This window comes from Bradyrhizobium arachidis, assembly GCF_015291705.1.
In the GTDB taxonomy this organism is placed as follows: Bacteria; Pseudomonadota; Alphaproteobacteria; order Rhizobiales; family Xanthobacteraceae; genus Bradyrhizobium; species Bradyrhizobium arachidis.
Map to the genome: position 1 here is coordinate 7877562 of NZ_CP030050.1, position 15513 is coordinate 7893074.

A 15513-nucleotide genomic window follows, 5' to 3' on the forward strand; every position below is an offset into this window, starting at 1 on the left:
TCGACATGCCGCGCCGGAGAGCCGAATCGTCAGGAAAAGCCGAATCAGCACCGGCGATGGCCACCCCAGTTGATTACTGGGTTGTCCTGGATGCTGCAAGAATAAGGCGGTCGGACGGCGGCAGGTCGAACCGCGGCTCGACGCCCAGAAGCGGGGCGATCCGCTCGATCACCTTGCCGCCGGTCGGCACCGCGTTCCAGCCCGAGGTGATGAAACCCTTCGTTTCAGGGATCGCCTGCGGCTCGTCCAGCATGATCAGGATCTGATATTTCGGATCGTCGCAGGGCATGATCGCGGTGAAGGAGTTCAGCACCCGCTTCTTGGCATAGCGGCCGTTGATGACCTTTTCGGACGTGCCGGTCTTGCCGCCGACATAGTAGCCCTTGACGTCGGCGGTCTTGGCGGTGCCGATTTCGGCATTGAGCCGCATCAGGAACCGCATCTTGTCGCTGGTCTCCGGCTTGATGACGCGCTTGGCCATCGCCGCCGCTTCCTCTTCGGTGCGCTTCATGAAGGTCGGTGGAATGAGGTAGCCGCCGTTCACCAGCGCATTGATGCCCATCACCGCCTGCAGCGGCGCCACCGAGATGCCCTGGCCGAACGCGATCGTCACCGTGTTCAGTTCACCCCAGCGCCGCGGCACTAGCGGCGCCGCGCTCTCCGGCAGCTCGGTGCGCAGCCGCGTCAACTGCCCCATCTTGGCGAGGAACGCCCTGTGCGCCTCGACGCCCTGGCCGAGCGCGATCCGCGCCGCACCGATGTTGGACGAGTAGGTGAACACTTCCTTGGTGTTGATGAAACGGCCGAGCGGATGGCTGTCGTGGATGGTGAACTTGCCGTAGTGCAGATTGCCGCGCGCGTCCCACGACGAGTTCAGATTGATCTTTCCGGAATCGAGCGCCATCGCCAGCGTGAACGCCTTGAAGGTCGAGCCCATCTCGTAGACGCCAGTGGTCAGGCGGTTGATGCGGTCGGGGTCGTGCGCTTCCTTCGGGTTGTTGGGATCGAAATCCGGCAGCGAGACCATGGCCACGAGCTCGCCGGTCTTGACGTTGGAGACGATGCCGGACGCCGCCTTGGCGTGGTACTTCTCCTTGGCCTTCAACAGCTCGTCGCGCAGCGCGTGCTCGACGCGCAGGTCGATCGAGAGCTCGATCGGCTTTTGCAGCCGGTCGGTGGCAAAGCCGGCGCGGTGGAGATCGGCGAGGCCCTGGTTGTCGAGCCACTTCTCCATGCCGGCGATGCCCTGGTTGTCGATGTTGACGAGACCAATGAGGTGGGCGACCTCGTTGCCGGTCGGATAGACGCGCTTGTTCTCGCGCAGGAAGCCGATGCCGGGAATGCCGAGCTTGTGGATGTCCTGCTGCTGCTTCGCCGTGACCTCGCGCTTGAGCCAGACGAAGCCCTTTCGTCCCGACAGGCGCTCGCGCACCTCGGCGTCGTCGAGGTCGGGCACGGTGGCGGTCAGAAGCTCGATCGCCTCGTCCTTGTCGATGATGCGGCGCGGCTCGCCGAACAGGCTCGCGGCCTTGACGTCGGTCGCGAGGATCGCGCCGTTGCGGTCGACGATGTCGGGGCGTGCGGTCGCGACCACCTCCTGTGCGGCGGCCCGGCGCGCGCTGTGGGCGTCGGCGCCGATCGCGAACATCACGAGCCGGCCGCCGATCAGGAGATAGACCGAGGTAAAGGCGAGCATCGCAAGGCCGACGCGCGCGCGCGCTTTCGCGGCACGGTCGACATTGCGCCCGTAGAGCAGGCTGCGGATCAACCGCTGCCGCCAAGGCTCGGTCTTTTGCATTGGTTTTGCGGGCGTCGCCGGGCTCATTGCTTGTCCTCGCGGCGAGGCACGGAGCCCGTCACGGTATCGGGGTCGCTCGCGGCTTCGATGGTGTTGAGCATGGCGCCGATCGGATCCGGCTCGCCCGGCCTGAACATCCGCGGCGGACGCTCCGGCAGGTTCTTCAGGGAGTCATATTGCGTACCGTTGACGGGTTTGAGCGGCAGATGCCGCTCGGCGAGGCCCTGCAGGCGCAAGGGCGCATCGAGCTTGGCCCATTCGGAGCGGAGCGCTGCGATCGCGTCGCGCTGCTCGCGGATCTCAGCATGCAGCCGCAGCACCCTCTCGGTGCGCGCCGTGGAGTCCATCTTGATCCGGTAGACATAGGCCGCCGCGAAGATCAGCGCGCCGATGACGAGGAGGTGGATGATGCGCATGCGCTAGCCGCCCCTCATCACGTCGGAGAGCTTTGGCCAGGACGACGGCTCGCTATCGTGATGTGCCGGCGCCGAAGTGCGCTCGGCGGCGCGCAGCTTTGCCGAACGCGCGCGCGGATTATTCGCGACTTCTTCCTCGCCGGCGACCACGGGACGCCGCGTCAGCAGCTGGAAGCTCGGCGCGGTTTGCGCCACCTCCGGCAGATGCCGCGAGCCGCCGCCGGTCTTCGAACGTTCGGCGAGGAAATTCTTGACGATGCGGTCTTCGAGCGAATGGAACGAGACCACCACGAGTCGGCCGCCGGGCTTGAGAACGTGCTCAGCCGCGGCGAGCGCGGTCTGGAGCTCCTCGAGCTCCTCGTTGACGAAGATGCGCAGCGCCTGGAACGTCCGCGTCGCCGGATGAATGTCGCCGGGTTTTGAGCGCACCACCCTGCCGACGAGATCGGCGAGCGCGCGCGTGGTCGTGAACGGCGTCTCCTGCCTGTCAGCGACGATGGCGCGGGCGACGCGGCGCGAATGCCGCTCCTCGCCGAACAGATAGATGATGTCGGCGAGATCGCTTTCCGAGGCGCGCGCGACGACGTCGGCCGCGGTCGGGCCCGCCTGCCCCATCCGCATGTCGAGCGGTCCGTCGAGGCGGAACGAGAAGCCGCGGCCGGCCTGGTCGAGCTGCATCGACGACACGCCGACATCCATCACGACGCCGTCGACGGCCTCAATGCCGTGTGCCGCGCAGACCTCGGCGAGATTGGAGAAGCGATCTTCAACCAGCGTCAGCCTTCCAGCGAAGCGCTCGACCAGCTCGGCCCCACCCGCAATCGCGGTGCGGTCGCGATCGATCGCGATGAGGCGGGTTCCCGGCACGTCGAGGATCGCGCGGCTGTAGCCGCCGGCGCCGAAGGTGGCATCGACATAGATCCCGCCTGCGCGGGGCGCGAGATGATCGATCGCCTCGCGGCCGAGCACGGGAATGTGAGGAGCGGTGCTCATGCGCAACGCCTGCCGAACAACCATGCCAGATCGGGGGCGAACCAGCCCATCACGCCTCGAATAATTCCGGCTCGCGGCGGTTCCACGACAAAGCCCCAGTCCAACATGGTTACCGAGCCGCGTCGTCCCGGGCTGCAAACCCAGAGTTCCCAGTGGAATTTGTCGGGCAGCCATGGGATTTCGAGCCAAAATACGCTTTGGCCGCCTCCGGACGCGGGTCGGCTCTTCATCCCTCAGTAACGGCCCTCAGCGTTAAGAAAGCGTTGATCGACCCGTTACAAGTCGAAAAGGTGTCTGACGTAAGATAGGGCGACTGGGCGGTGATGCTGCATCCACACACCCAGCCAAAATGCATCCGTTAACCGCGCCATGCGATTGCGCACGGCCGAGGGTAAAGGAATAGTAAAGAGAAGGGCTTGGCCCACTCTCCGTTCGATCTGAGCTGCCCATGCCGTCCGGTTCGTCAACACCGTCTGATTCGAAGCGTCAACGCGTTCTCCCGGTTCCCAAGGCCGCGGCGAACATGCGGACGTTCGAGCCGGATTCCTCGATCGTCTCCGACATCATTCCCTCGCCGAACTACGGCGAGCGCAACAAGACCCGGCAGCCGGACATGATCCTGCTGCACTACACCGGCATGCCCGATGTCGAGGGCGCGCTGGCGCGGCTGTGCACGGCGGGCACCGAGGTATCGGCGCATTACGTGGTACTGGAGGACGGCCGCATCGTGCAATGCGTGCCCGAGACGAAGCGCGCTTGGCACGCCGGCGTCTCGTCATGGGCCGGCGAGGACGACGTCAATTCCTGCTCGATCGGCATCGAGATCGTCAATCGTGGTCATGACTGGGGCTATCCGGAATTTCCGCTGCGCCAGATCGCGGCCGTGATCGCGCTGTGCCGCGGCATCATGCTGCGGCGAAAAGTGCCGTCGCATCGCGTGCTCGGCCATTCCGACGTCGCGCCCGCCCGCAAGAAGGATCCCGGCGAGAAATTTCCGTGGCATTCGCTGGCCAATTCCGGCGTCGGTCACTGGGTGACGCCCGCTCCGGTCGTGCGCGGCGAGAGCCTGATGCTCGGCACCATCAGCGACGCGGTGCTGAGCATGCAGCAGGCCCTCGCGAAGTACGGCTACGGCGTTCCTCTCACCGGCAAATACGACGCCGCGACGATGGAAGTGATCACGGCGTTCCAGCGCCATTTCCGCCCGGCACGGCTCGATGGCGTCGCCGATCATTCGACGCTGTCGACATTGCAGGCGCTGCTGGCGAGCTTGCCGGCGGACGGAGCGACGACGCTGGCTTCGAAGTAGCGCTGTTGCGCTGTGTCGCGACAGGAATTCCTCCCCCGCAGTTCGCTTGAAAGTGATCGCGCGATCGTCGCTGCAACTCCTACCGCCGGGCTATTGTCCGACGATCGGCTCCGAGCGGGACCAATGACACGATGCAGATTGATCGCAAGCTGCTGATTGACCGCCTCGCCGCTTTTCCGCGCCTGGGCCTGGCCGATCTTCCGACGCCGCTCGAGCCGATGAAGCGGCTGACGGCCCATCTCGGCGGGCCGCGACTGTGGGTCAAACGCGACGATGCGACCGGGCTCGGATTCGGCGGCAACAAATTGCGCAAGCTCGACTACGTCCTGCACGACGCGGTTTCAAACGGCGCCGATACGATCGTCTCGGGTGGCGTCGTGCAATCGAACAGCCAGCGGCAGGTTGCAGCAGTTGCCGCCAAGCTTGGCCTCCCCTGTCATCTCGCCGTTTATCACGGCCGGCTCGCGCCGCCGACGCCGGAATACGAGACCTCGGGCAACGCCTTTCTCAATCGGCTGTTCGGCGCGCAGTTGCACGACGTGCCGTGGACCGGCGATCGCAATGCCGCCATCCGCGCGCTTGTCGACGATCTCCGGGCACAGGGACGCAGACCGTATTTCGTGCCTTACGGCGTTTCGAATCCACTGGGTGCGGTCGCTTACGCCACGACGATCTGCGAAATCGAGCAGCAGGCGGCGCTATCGGGCATCAAGCCGGCCGCGATCGTGCATTGCACAGGAAGCGCCGGTACGCAGGCAGGTCTCGTCGTCGGCGCGGCCGCGGCCATGCCCGACACGCGAATAGTCGGGATCGATATCGATGCCGAGCCCGCCCGGGTCCGCTCCGATGTGGTGGCTCTTGCGCGGCAGGCGGCGGATCTGCTCGGTACAGGCTTCGACGAAGCCATGGTCGAAGTGGTCGCCGGCCATGCCGGACCAGCCTATGGCGTGCCGCACGAGGCCACGATCGAAGCCATCCGGCTGGCAGGACAATCCGAGGCGCTCGTGCTTGACCCCGTCTATTCGGGCAAGGGGCTCGCGGGCCTGATCGCGATGATCCGCCAAGGGCGTTGGCGCAACGACGAGGATGTCATTTTCCTTCACACCGGCGGCGCGCCCGCCCTGTTCGCCTACCAAAGCGCGCTTGGCATCTAATCCATCTCGCTGACCCTTCGCGCATAGAGCCGCCGCAGCGGCTCGAGCTGCGTCGCCTCCGTCGCGGCACGATAGGCCTCGCGCGCCTCGTCCTTCCGCTCCAGCCGACGCAGCAGATCCGCGCGCACCGCGGGCAGCAGCTCATAGCCGTTGAGCCCGCCGCGCGCGGTGATCGCGTCGACGAGATCGAGCGCGCGTGCCGGGCCGTCGACCATCGACACCGCCGCGGCATGGTTGAGCTCGATCACCGGCGACGGGCTTATGCGCAGCAGCACCTCGTAGAGCCCGGCGATCTGCGGCCAGTCGGTCTCCTCAAAACTCGGTGCGCGCGCATGCAGCGCGGCGATCGCTGCCTGCACCGCATAGGCCTGCGGGCGGCCGGGCAGGCGCAACGCGTCATCGACCAGGCGCAGGCCCTCCTCGATCTGCGCGCGGTCCCACAGCGAACGATCCTGCTCCTCGAGTAGCACGATGTCGCCGGCCGCCGTCTCGCGCCCGGCGCGGCGCGCATCGTGCAGCAGCATCAAGGCGAGCAGGCCCTTGACGCCGGCGCGCTCCGGCATCAGCCGGTCGAGCAGGCGGCCGAGCCGGATGGCTTCGACCACGAGATCGGGCCGCATCAGATCCGCGCCCGAGGTCGCGACATAGCCTTCGGTGAAGACCAGATAGATCACGGTGAGCACGCCATCGAGCCGCGGCACCAGGGTGTCGCGTTCGGGCACCTCATAGGGAATGCCAGCGAGCCTGATCTTCTGCTTGGCGCGGACGAGGCGCTGCGCCATCGCCTCCTCGCTGACGAGGAAGGCGCGCGCGACCTGCGCGGTCGAGAGCCCGCAGACGGTGCGCAGCGTCAGCGCGACCTGGACCTCGGGCGCGAACGCGGGATGGCAGCAGGTGAAGATCAGCCGCAGCATGTCGTCGTCGAGCATCGCCGGCGGCTCGTCGTCGCCTTGCGCGTTCAGCTCGAGCTCGTGCACCAGCGCCTGCTGCTTGCCGCGGAAGACGGCCCGGCGGCGGACACGGTCGATCGCCTTGTTGCGCGCGACGTTCACCAGCCAGGCGCGTGGATTGTCTGGAACCTCGCACGCGCTCCAGCGCTCCAGCGCCACCGCAAAGGCGTCCTGGAGCGCGTCCTCGGCGAGATCGAAATCGCCGACGAGGCGGATCAGCGTGGCCAGCGCCCGCCCCGCCTCGTCGCGAAAGATCGTCTCGATGTCGCGAGAGGAGATCACTTGTTGTAGATCATGACCGGCCTGATCTCGATCGACCCGTCCCGCGCGTTGGGAATGCCCGCGGCAAGCGTGATCGCGGCGTCGAGATCCTTGGCTTCGACCAGATAATAGCCGCCGAGCTGCTCGCGCGTTTCCGCAAACGGGCCGTCGGTCGTGAGAGTCTTGCCCTCGCGCACGCGCACGGTCGTCGCCGTGGTCGTCGGCTGAAGGCCGTCGCCGGCCTTGAAATGGCCGCTCTGGACGATGGACTGCGTGTAGGTGCCGTACTCCGCCGAGATCTTCTGGCGGGCCTCGGGGCTCATCTTGCTCAGTTCCGCTTCGCTCCGGTAGATCAGCAGCAGATATTGCATTGCTTAACTCCTGTTGTCGTGGGGATCACCGACATCCAGTCGAACGGGGCCGGCGCCAAACGACATCTTCAGGATAAATTATTTGGCCACGGCGCGCGCGGCGATATCGGCTTGACGGAACCGTCACAAATGCCCCATGCGTTACCAGTCAGTCGGCCGGACGGCCGCTCCGGCAGGTGCCGAAAGGCCGCCGGGGAGGAAAGTCCGGGCTCCCTTGACATGCGGTGCCGGATAACGTCCGGCGGGGGCAACCCCAGGGAAAGTGCCACAGAGAACGAACCGCCCGCCTTCGCCCCTTCGGGGCTTCGGCGAGGTAAGGGTGAAAAGGTGCGGTAAGAGCGCACCGCGGGTCCGGCAACGGAGCCGGCATGGCAAACCCCACCGGGAGCAAAACCGAATAGGGACGGCGTAGCGGGCTGTTCGCGCAAGCGATAACGCCGCGGGGCGATGTCAGGCCCGCCGTCCGGGTAGGTTGCTCGAGGCCATGTGCAAACATGGTCCCAGAGGAATGGCCGTCACGTATCGTTCGCGCAAGCGGACGGTGCCCTACAGAACCCGGCTTACAGGCCGGCTGATATCTTGCAACGAGGGGTTCGATGCTGACGCATCGGACCCCTCACCATTTTGGGTAGTGCACGCAGCCGTTCAAACGGTGTCATTCCGGGGCTCGCGAAGCGAGAGCCCGGAATCCATCGCGCGGCAGAGAATGCGGAGGAATGGATTCCGGGTTCGTGCTGCGCACGCCCCGGAATGACGGCTGCGAGTCAGGCCACGATCTCGTTCAAGACACCCATCAGTGCCTCCGGCGCCGTGACATTCGGCGCGTGGCTGGCGTCGAGCTCGAAATAGCGCCAGCCATCCTCGCTCTTCGCGCGTTTCGCGAATTGCCCGAACACATCGCCCGGCGGGATGCGTTTGCAGTAGATGTAGCTGCGCGGCATCGACGGCTCGCCACGCTCCAACTTCAGCTTCGTCTCGAAGCATTTGATCGACATGTCGACGCGGCGGTCATCGAGCCAGCGGAGATCGGCTTGCGGCGTATCCGCCGGCGGCGGGTTTGGCGGGACACGGTAGCCATCACCTGCGGCCGCCGCCTTGCGCATCGGCTCGCGGCCGGCGTCGTGCAGGTCGAACAGCGACTGGCCGTCGCGCGGTACGAAGGCGTCGAGATAGATCAGCTGCGATACATATCCGCGCGCACGATCGGCGACACCGGTTGCGACCATGCCGCCATAGCTGTGCCCCAGCAGCACGACATCGCGAAAGTCCTCGAACTTGATGACGTTCAGAATGTCCTGGATATGCGTCTCGAGATCGACTGCGGGACTGGCGAGATGTTCGCGCTCGCCGAGCCCGGTATAGGTCGGCGCCACCAGGCGGTGACCGGCCTGTGCCATCAGCGGATGCATCTTCTTCCAGGACCATCCGCCGGACCATGCGCCATGACAGAGCAGAAAAATCTTCGAGCGTCCGGCCATCTGCATTTCCATCGTTAGTGTCGGTACGATGGAGTGTAGTGGTGGGTCGCACCAAGTAAAATTCACGACCGCTTCAGGCGGCGCGCCGGTCCTTCACAAGTACCGGAGCGAACTCGGTGGCTTCGCGCCGCAGCTTGGCCGCCTCGAAGCCGTGCATCCCGAGCTGCCATTGCAGGCCGACGATGGCGCCCTTGGTCGGCTGCAAGAGCGCGAGCGAGGCGAACAGCGTCACGGGCAGCCACACCGCCAGTTGCAGCCAGACCGGCGGCGCATAGGCGGTCTCGATCGCAAGGATCGCCGGCACCACGAGATGGCCGACCACGACCATCACGAGATAGGCGGGGAAATCGTCGGCGCGCTGGTGGAACAGCTCCTCGCCGCAATGATCGCAGCTATCGGCGACCTTCAGGAAGCGCCCGAACATATGTCCTTCGCCGCAGTTCGGGCACTTGCCGCGAAAACCGCGCCACATCGCCTTTGCCAGAGAAACTGAACCGGTCGTCATGACGAAACCTCTTCCGTTTTGCTGATCCATACAATACTATCTTGCATCCATACATTCAAAGGATATGGGCCTAAATTGCATGGATTGGACTCCTACAATCTCCGAGCTGAGCGGGCCGCGCTACCAGCGCATCGTCGAGGCCATGGAAGCCGACATCGCCGCCGGCCGGCTGGTGCGCGGCCAGCAGCTGCCGACTCAGCGCGCGCTGGCCAAAGCGCTCGGCATCGATCTCACCACGGTGACGCGCGCCTATACCGAGGCGCGGCGCCGCGGCATCATGGAAGCGCGCGTCGGACAAGGCTCGTTCGTGTCGGAGACCAGCGCGCGCCGCGCGGTCGACCTGCCGCATCCCGTCGCGATCGACCTCTCGATGAACGTGCCGCCGCATCCGCTGGAGGCACAGCTCGACGAGCGCATCATTGCGGGAATGGAAGCTCTCCGCGCGCAATCGGGCCTGACCGCGTTCCTGAACTACCAGCCGCCCAGCGGCAGCGCGCATGAGCGCGAGGTCGCTGCACGCTGGATGCGCGCACGCGTGCCGCACGCCCATGCCGACAGGCTGGTGATCTTTCCCGGCGCGCAGACCATCCTGTTCAACCTGCTGGCTCATCTGGCGCGGCCCGGCGATGTCGTGCTCACCGAGGCCCTCACCTTCCCCGGCATCAAGGCGGCCGCGGCGCGGCTCGGCGTCAAGCTCGTCAGTGTCGCCATGGATGACGGCGGCCTCCTGCCCGATGCGCTGGCAAAGGCTTGCCGCACGCACAGCCCGAGGGCCGTCTATCTCATCCCGACACTGCACAATCCGACCACCGCGACGCTTGCCCCCGAGCGCCGTGACGCCATCGCCAAGATCATCCGCGATGCCGATACGATTCTGATCGAGGATGATGCCTACGGCCTGCTCGACCGCTCGGCATCGCCGATCGCAAACCTCATTCCCGAGCGGACGTATCTCGCAACGACGCTGTCAAAATGCATCGCGCCGGCGCTGCGCGTCGCTTATCTCGTGACGCCCGATAACGACGCGCAGCTTCAGATGCGCAGCTCCTTGCAGGCGACCGTGCAGATGCCGGCGCCGCTGATGGTCGCGCTGGTGACGCACTGGATCGAGACCGGCATTGCCGACCGGATCATCACCGCGATCCGCAACGAAGCCGTCGGACGCCAGCAACTGGCGCAGCGGGCGCTGAAAGGTTTCCAATTCCTGGCCAAGCCCGCCGCCCATCATCTGTGGCTGCGGCTCCCGGACGGCCGCCCCGACATCGCGGCGCATCTGTTGCGCAACGGACTTGCGGTGGTCGCCGGCGATGCCTTCACCGTGGACGGTATGCCGCCGCATGCCGCGCGCGTCTCGCTGGGCGCGGCGCGCAACAGGGCGGAATTGACGGAGGCGTTGCGCATCCTGGTCGGCGCGCTGCACAAGCCCGCCGACACCAGGCAGATCGTCTAGGCGTTCATTGCTGATGGTGACGGCGATGGCGCGGGTGCACCACCGGCGCAACGGCCGACGGATAGGCCGCATAGGCATTGCTCGGCATTCCCTGCTGGCCAAGTGCCGCACGTGCTGCGGGCGTGAGCTGGCCGCCATTGAGCACATCGCGGTCGGGATGTGCGGCCTGATAGGCCGCGGGCTCCGAAAACTGTGCCTGCGCCAAGGTCGGCATCAAGGCCATCGCCGACAGCAGCGCGGCCGAGATGGCCACCTTCGTGCAGGTCATGATCATGCTCCATCATCTAAACGGGGAACAGGCCGATCGAAGCGCACTTTGCGTCGGGAGGCCCCCAATTGAAGTACGACCACCATGTAGGCCCGGCTTCCGCGAGCGCCCGCCACCGGCGATCACGCTTGCGTGCGGTTTTGAAATTGACCGCCCCGGCTGCGGCTGTGCTATGCGGGCAGTGGCGATCAACAATCCGGCATCGCCCATTGCAACAAGGACAATCCGTTGGAAACGCTCACCTACGTGCTGCTGCTGTTCGGCGCGCTGGCCGGAGGCTTCGTCTCGGGGCTGGCCGGATTCGGCACGGCGCTGATGGCGCTCGGCATCTGGCTCTACGTGCTGCCGCCCTCGCTCGCGGTGCCCCTGGTGCTGATCTGCTCGGTGATCGCGCAGACCTCGACGCTGCCGTCGATGTGGAAGAGTTTTGACCTGTCGCTGGTCTGGCCATTCCTGATCGGAGGATTGATCGGCGTGCCGCTCGGCACCATGATGGTCGCTTCCGCCGATCCCAAAGTGTTTAAGCTGAGCGTCGGCGTGCTGATCCTGATCTTTTCATCGGCGCTCTACCTGAACAAGAGACCGCTCGCCGTCAAATTCGGCGGCCGCATCGCCGACGGCGCGATCGGATTTGCCGGCGGCATTTTGGGCGGCCTCGCCGGACTGTCCGGGCCGCTGCCGATCCTGTGGGCCAATATCCGCGGCTGGAACAAGCATGAGCGGCGCGGCATCTTCCAGCTCTTCAATTTCACCGTGCTCGCAGCCGCGCTGGTGTTGCAGACCGCCTCGGGTCTCGTTGCATTCAAGGTGGTCTGGCTCGCAGCCGTCGCCTTTCCGGGCACGCTGATCGGCGCATGGGCCGGCGCCCGCGTCTATCACGCGCTGAACGACAAGCACTTTGGCGACGTCGTGCTCGGCCTGTTGTTCCTGTCGGGCCTGACGCTCGTCTGGAACAGCATTGGCGCAATTTAGCTTGCGGCCTTGTTCGCGGCGAGCGCCATCCCCACGGCGCCGCAAGTGAGCTGGAGCCGTGGGCAGGTCACAAGTCGCCGCTAAGCGGGCTCACGCACGGGAGGCGCGACCGGTCGAGCCTCCGCCTGCCCGGACGCCGCCTCCTTCAGCGGCAGGGCAAGGCGCTTCGTAAACTCGCGGCGCAGCAGCCATACGTTCAAGGCCGCCTGCAGCGTGGTCGTCACGATCGACAAATACCAGACGTGCTCCATCCGGAAGCCCGGCCATGTCGAGAGCCAGATCGACGGCAGCGAATAGGTGAGGACCCGTATTGCCGAGGTCCACAACACCGGCTTGGTGTTGCCCAGCCCCTGAAACATGCTGGAGCAGGTGAAGATCAGCGCCTGCGCCACCATGTTGAGCGAGATGATGCGCACAAACAGCGAGGCAACCGCCATCGTCTCCGGGTCGTTCGAGAAACCGGTCAGCAACAGACCCGGCGCGGCCTGCGCGAGTATCAGGAAAACGATCGTCACGGCAGTCGCGACCAGCGCAGCCTTGACGAAGGTCTCACGCACCCGCGCACCATTGCCGGCACCGAAATTCTGGCCGGCGATCGGCCCTGCGGCGAGGGCGACGGCGAGCGCCGGCATCTGGATCAGGCCGAGGACACGCGTCCCGATGCCAAATCCTGCCTGCGCCGCCGGGCCGAAAATGCTGAGCACATAATAACCCACGCCCATGATGATGAAGACCATCACGAACTCGCCGCCGGCCGGCAGGCCGACATTGAGGATCCGCTTCCAGTGCCGAAGCTGCGGCCGCCACTGCGCCGGATCGAAGACGACATAGCGCTCGACCTTGCGGAAATGGACCAGCAGCATCAGGACGCCGATGGCGACCGCGATCGAACTCGCCAGCCCGGCGCCGGCGACGCCGAGCGCGTGGCCGGTGCCCCAGCCCGAGATCAGAACCGGCGCCAGTGCGATGTTGATCGCGACCGCGACGGCCCGCACCAGCATCGCGGGGCGCACGATGCCGGTGGCGCGCATCGCGGAGGCCAGCACCTGCATGGCGAATTCCAGCGCGAGCGCCGGCATGAACCACAACAGGTATGTGGTCCCCGCTTCGATCGTGGCCTGGTCCGCGGCGACCGAACGCATGTAGAGGCGCGACAGCGCCGCGCCCATGACCAGGGTCAATAGGCCGAACAGCAACGACATCGCGATCGCCTGGTTGAAGATCAGATTGGCATCGTGCCGATCCTTGCGTCCCACGGCATGCGCGACCAGCGCCACCGTGCCGACGCCGAGCACCTGCAACAGCGCGTTGACGAGAAAGCCGGCATTGCCGGCCGCGGCGACGCCCGCCACCGCCGCTTCGCCGAGACCAGAGACGAAGTACAGATCGACCAGCTGGCAGATCATGATCGTGACCATGCCGAGCATGATCGGCGGGGCCATGGCCAGGATATGTCTCACGATGGAGCCGTGCGTCAGGTCTTTCATGTCATTCCATCCTCTGGCGGCGTGGCTGGCGATCGTCAGTCAGCCACGCGCCATTGCACTTCCTTCACTCCGCTGCCGCGACGTGCCCGAGCTCCACCACCTGGCGCTCGAACAGGCCGCGATAGATGCCGCCCGGCTTGCCCGCGAGCATGGCATGGGTGCCTTGCTCGACGATCTCGCCACGGTCGAACACCAGGATCCGATCGAGGCTCCTCACCGTCGACAGCCGGTGCGCGATCACGATCGAGGTGCGGCCCTTCATCAGCCGCTCCATCGCCTGCTGGATCAGCGCCTCCGATTCCGAATCGAGGCTCGAGGTCGCCTCGTCCAGGATCAGCACCGGCGCATCCGCCAGGAAGGCACGCGCCAGCGCCACGCGCTGCCGCTCGCCGCCCGACAATTTCACGCCGCGCTCGCCGACCAGCGTGCCGTAGCCCTTCGGCAGGCGCAGGATGAAGTCGTGCGCATTGGCGAGCCGCGCCGCCTGCTCGATCGCTTCCAGGCTGGCGCCGGGCCGGCCATAGGCAATGTTCTCGGCGAGCGAGCGGTGGAACAGGATCGGCTCCTGCTGCACGATCGCGATCTGGCTGCGCAGCGATTGCTGCGTCGCCAGCGCGATGTCCTGCTCGTCGATCAGCACACGACCACCGGAGACGTCATAGAGCCGCTGCACCAGCTTGACGAAGGTCGTCTTGCCGGAGCCGGAGCGGCCGACCAGGCCGACGCGCTCGCCGGCGCGGATCGTGACCGACAGTCCGTCGTATAGCGGCGCGCGATGGCCGCCATAGAGGAACGTGACGTCATCGAACACGATCTCGCCGCCCTCGATCGCGATCGGCCGGGCGCCCGCGGCATCGACGATCCCGATCGGCTCGTCATGGATCGCCACGAGTTCGTCCATGTCGTTCACGGCACGCTGGAGGTTGTTGATGTGCATGCCGACGTCGCGCAGATAGGCGTGGATGACGTAATAGCTCGTCAGCACATAGGTGACGTCGCCGGGCGAGGCGTGCCCGTACATCCACAGCAGCACCGAGCCGCCGATCACCGACGCCCGCAGGCACAGCAGCAGCGCAAGCTGCGCCATGGCGGTGTAGTTGTAGCGGAACCAGGTCCGCCGCACCCGAACGCGCCAGCGGCTGATGACGCGGGCGAGCCGCGTATCCTCGCGTAGCTCCGCGCCGAAGGATTTCACCACGGCGTTGCAGGTCAACGCATCCGCCAGCGTGCCGCCGACCTTGGTGTCCCAGGCGTTGGAGACGCGCGCGGCCGGCGCGATGTACCGCGTCGAGAACACCACGGTGATGGTGACGTAGAACAGCGCGCCCACCGCGATCACCGCGCCGAGCGAGGCCCAGTGCAGGCCGATCAGGACCATGGAGCCGATCAGCACCAGCAAAGACGGCGCCAACGCCATCAGGATGGTGTCGTTGAGCAGGTCGAGCGCCCACATGCCGCGCGTGATCTTGCGCACGGTGGAGCCGGCGAAGGAGTTGGCGTGCCAATCGGTCGAGAAACGCTGCACGCGCATGAACGCGTCCTGCGCCACCTCCGTCATGGTCTTCAGCGTGAACGGCACGATGGCCTGGAGGCCGATCAGCCGGAGCACCACGGAGACTGCACCGAGCGCCACGATGGCGCCGAATGCGACCAGCGCGGCGTGGCGCGCATCGAGGTCGGCTGAACCGCGCGTCAACGCATCGACCAGTTGTCCGGAGAAGACCGGCATGAACAGGTCGGCGACGGTCGCGCCCAACAGGCCGCCGGCGACGATCAGCGTGCGCCCCGGCTGCTTCAGCCAGTGGCGGAACACGAAGGGCAGCACCACGCGTATCGCCGCGGGCTTCTTTGACAAAGCGGTCATGGCATCATCCGGCTGCGTTTGGCGCAGGCCGGCTCCATCGATGGACGCAAGCCGGCCACGCGGGCCGAGACGGCGTCACTGAGAACTGATTTTGACTTGGGAAGAGGAGCGATCGGGACGATGTGCCCAATCGAAGCCGGCGGAAAGGGCCTCTAACAGGCCGCGTACATACCGAGCCAGGCGATCATCGAGCGCGGGCGTACGATCTGCGACTGCGACGAAATCATGCAAATCCCT

15 protein-coding genes and 1 other RNA gene are annotated in these 15513 nt (G+C 66.0%); 5 read left to right on the plus strand and 11 right to left on the minus strand.

The genetic code is table 11. From position 1 onward, the window contains the following. Positions 1-73 precede the first annotated feature (73 nt). From WN72_RS37105 to rsmH, 3 genes are read right to left on the minus strand one after another with little or no spacing between them, the layout of a single operon-like run. On the minus strand, positions 74-1825 hold the full coding sequence (locus tag WN72_RS37105) for a peptidoglycan D,D-transpeptidase FtsI family protein (protein WP_027560635.1): 1752 nt from the start codon (positions 1823-1825) through the stop codon (positions 74-76). Continuing rightward, a complete protein-coding gene (gene ftsL / locus WN72_RS37110; protein WP_027560636.1) occupies positions 1822-2214 on the minus strand; it encodes a cell division protein FtsL in 393 nt (130 codons plus the stop codon). The genes WN72_RS37105 and ftsL overlap by 4 nt, the downstream gene beginning before the upstream one ends. A 3-nt stretch (positions 2215-2217) precedes the next feature. Then, positions 2218-3207, minus strand: a complete 990-nt coding sequence (rsmH, locus tag WN72_RS37115) for a 16S rRNA (cytosine(1402)-N(4))-methyltransferase RsmH (RefSeq protein ID WP_027560637.1) — start codon at positions 3205-3207, stop codon at positions 2218-2220. 448 nt (positions 3208-3655) lie between these two features. On the opposite strand from rsmH, the gene WN72_RS37120 reads away from it, so the two are divergent. Further along, positions 3656-4516, plus strand: a complete 861-nt coding sequence (locus WN72_RS37120) for an N-acetylmuramoyl-L-alanine amidase (protein WP_181411701.1) — start codon at positions 3656-3658, stop codon at positions 4514-4516. Here the strand turns inward: WN72_RS37120 and WN72_RS47250 are convergent. Continuing rightward, on the minus strand, positions 4438-4848 hold the full coding sequence (locus tag WN72_RS47250; RefSeq protein WP_244553666.1) for a hypothetical protein: 411 nt from the start codon (positions 4846-4848) through the stop codon (positions 4438-4440). The two genes, WN72_RS37120 and WN72_RS47250, sit on opposite strands and share 79 nt — an antisense overlap. Here WN72_RS47250 and WN72_RS37125 point away from each other — a divergent pair. Further along, a complete protein-coding gene (locus WN72_RS37125; RefSeq protein ID WP_244553664.1) occupies positions 4735-5670 on the plus strand; it encodes a D-cysteine desulfhydrase family protein in 936 nt (311 codons plus the stop codon). The two genes, WN72_RS47250 and WN72_RS37125, sit on opposite strands and share 114 nt — an antisense overlap. On the opposite strand, the gene WN72_RS37130 is transcribed toward WN72_RS37125, so the two are convergent. Next, positions 5667-6902, minus strand: a complete 1236-nt coding sequence (locus WN72_RS37130; protein WP_092212687.1) for an RNA polymerase sigma factor — start codon at positions 6900-6902, stop codon at positions 5667-5669. The two genes, WN72_RS37125 and WN72_RS37130, sit on opposite strands and share 4 nt — an antisense overlap. Continuing rightward, positions 6899-7252, minus strand: a complete 354-nt coding sequence (locus WN72_RS37135; RefSeq protein WP_092212689.1) for a YciI family protein — start codon at positions 7250-7252, stop codon at positions 6899-6901. The genes WN72_RS37130 and WN72_RS37135 overlap by 4 nt, the downstream gene beginning before the upstream one ends. A 148-nt stretch (positions 7253-7400) precedes the next feature. Here WN72_RS37135 and rnpB point away from each other — a divergent pair. Next, positions 7401-7831, plus strand: an RNA gene (gene rnpB, locus WN72_RS37140) — RNase P RNA component class A. Positions 7832-8016: 185 nt separating this feature from the next. Here the strand turns inward: rnpB and WN72_RS37145 are convergent. Together WN72_RS37145 and WN72_RS37150 are read right to left on the minus strand one after the other, a co-directional pair. Then, positions 8017-8730: an alpha/beta fold hydrolase gene (locus WN72_RS37145; protein ID WP_167380612.1), complete on the minus strand. Its 714-nt coding sequence runs from the start codon at positions 8728-8730 to the stop codon at positions 8017-8019. Positions 8731-8803: 73 nt separating this feature from the next. Further along, positions 8804-9235 carry a DUF983 domain-containing protein gene (locus WN72_RS37150; protein ID WP_027560643.1) on the minus strand — a complete coding sequence of 144 codons (432 nt, stop codon included), beginning with the start codon at positions 9233-9235 and terminating at the stop codon, positions 8804-8806. A gap of 79 nt (positions 9236-9314) precedes the next feature. Here WN72_RS37150 and WN72_RS37155 point away from each other — a divergent pair, with 79 nt between their 5' ends. Further along, on the plus strand, positions 9315-10685 hold the full coding sequence (locus WN72_RS37155; protein ID WP_167380613.1) for an aminotransferase-like domain-containing protein: 1371 nt from the start codon (positions 9315-9317) through the stop codon (positions 10683-10685). Between the two features lie 4 nt (positions 10686-10689). Here WN72_RS37155 and WN72_RS37160 read toward each other — a convergent pair whose 3' ends face one another. Beyond that, positions 10690-10953, minus strand: a complete 264-nt coding sequence (locus tag WN72_RS37160) for a hypothetical protein (protein WP_167380614.1) — start codon at positions 10951-10953, stop codon at positions 10690-10692. Between the two features lie 228 nt (positions 10954-11181). Here WN72_RS37160 and WN72_RS37165 point away from each other — a divergent pair, with 228 nt between their 5' ends. Further along, positions 11182-11925: a sulfite exporter TauE/SafE family protein gene (locus tag WN72_RS37165; protein ID WP_092212699.1), complete on the plus strand. Its 744-nt coding sequence runs from the start codon at positions 11182-11184 to the stop codon at positions 11923-11925. A gap of 80 nt (positions 11926-12005) precedes the next feature. Here the strand turns inward: WN72_RS37165 and WN72_RS37170 are convergent, their stop codons facing one another. Next, on the minus strand, positions 12006-13412 hold the full coding sequence (locus tag WN72_RS37170) for an MATE family efflux transporter (RefSeq protein WP_092212701.1): 1407 nt from the start codon (positions 13410-13412) through the stop codon (positions 12006-12008). Positions 13413-13476: 64 nt separating this feature from the next. Then, on the minus strand, positions 13477-15276 hold the full coding sequence (locus WN72_RS37175) for an ABC transporter ATP-binding protein (protein ID WP_167380615.1): 1800 nt from the start codon (positions 15274-15276) through the stop codon (positions 13477-13479). Positions 15277-15513 lie beyond the last annotated feature (237 nt).

Bases quoted from the DNA above. Each gene is read 5' to 3' on its own strand.
- WN72_RS37150 (WP_027560643.1), bottom strand. From the start codon at position 9,235: ATGACGACCGGTTCAGTTTCTCTGGCAAAGGCGATGTGGCGCGGTTTT.
- ftsL (WP_027560636.1), bottom strand. From the start codon at position 2,214: ATGCGCATCATCCACCTCCTCGTCATCGGCGCGCTGATCTTCGCGGCG.
- WN72_RS37125 (WP_244553664.1), top strand. From the start codon at position 4,735: ATGAAGCGGCTGACGGCCCATCTCGGCGGGCCGCGACTGTGGGTCAAA.
- WN72_RS37175 (WP_167380615.1), bottom strand. From the start codon at position 15,276: ATGACCGCTTTGTCAAAGAAGCCCGCGGCGATACGCGTGGTGCTGCCC.
- WN72_RS37145 (WP_167380612.1), bottom strand. From the start codon at position 8,730: ATGGCCGGACGCTCGAAGATTTTTCTGCTCTGTCATGGCGCATGGTCC.
- WN72_RS37135 (WP_092212689.1), bottom strand. From the start codon at position 7,252: ATGCAATATCTGCTGCTGATCTACCGGAGCGAAGCGGAACTGAGCAAG.
- WN72_RS37120 (WP_181411701.1), top strand. From the start codon at position 3,656: ATGCCGTCCGGTTCGTCAACACCGTCTGATTCGAAGCGTCAACGCGTT.
- WN72_RS37105 (WP_027560635.1), bottom strand. From the start codon at position 1,825: ATGAGCCCGGCGACGCCCGCAAAACCAATGCAAAAGACCGAGCCTTGG.
- WN72_RS37170 (WP_092212701.1), bottom strand. From the start codon at position 13,412: ATGAAAGACCTGACGCACGGCTCCATCGTGAGACATATCCTGGCCATG.
- WN72_RS37160 (WP_167380614.1), bottom strand. From the start codon at position 10,953: ATGACCTGCACGAAGGTGGCCATCTCGGCCGCGCTGCTGTCGGCGATG.
- rsmH (WP_027560637.1), bottom strand. From the start codon at position 3,207: ATGAGCACCGCTCCTCACATTCCCGTGCTCGGCCGCGAGGCGATCGAT.
- WN72_RS37155 (WP_167380613.1), top strand. From the start codon at position 9,315: ATGGATTGGACTCCTACAATCTCCGAGCTGAGCGGGCCGCGCTACCAG.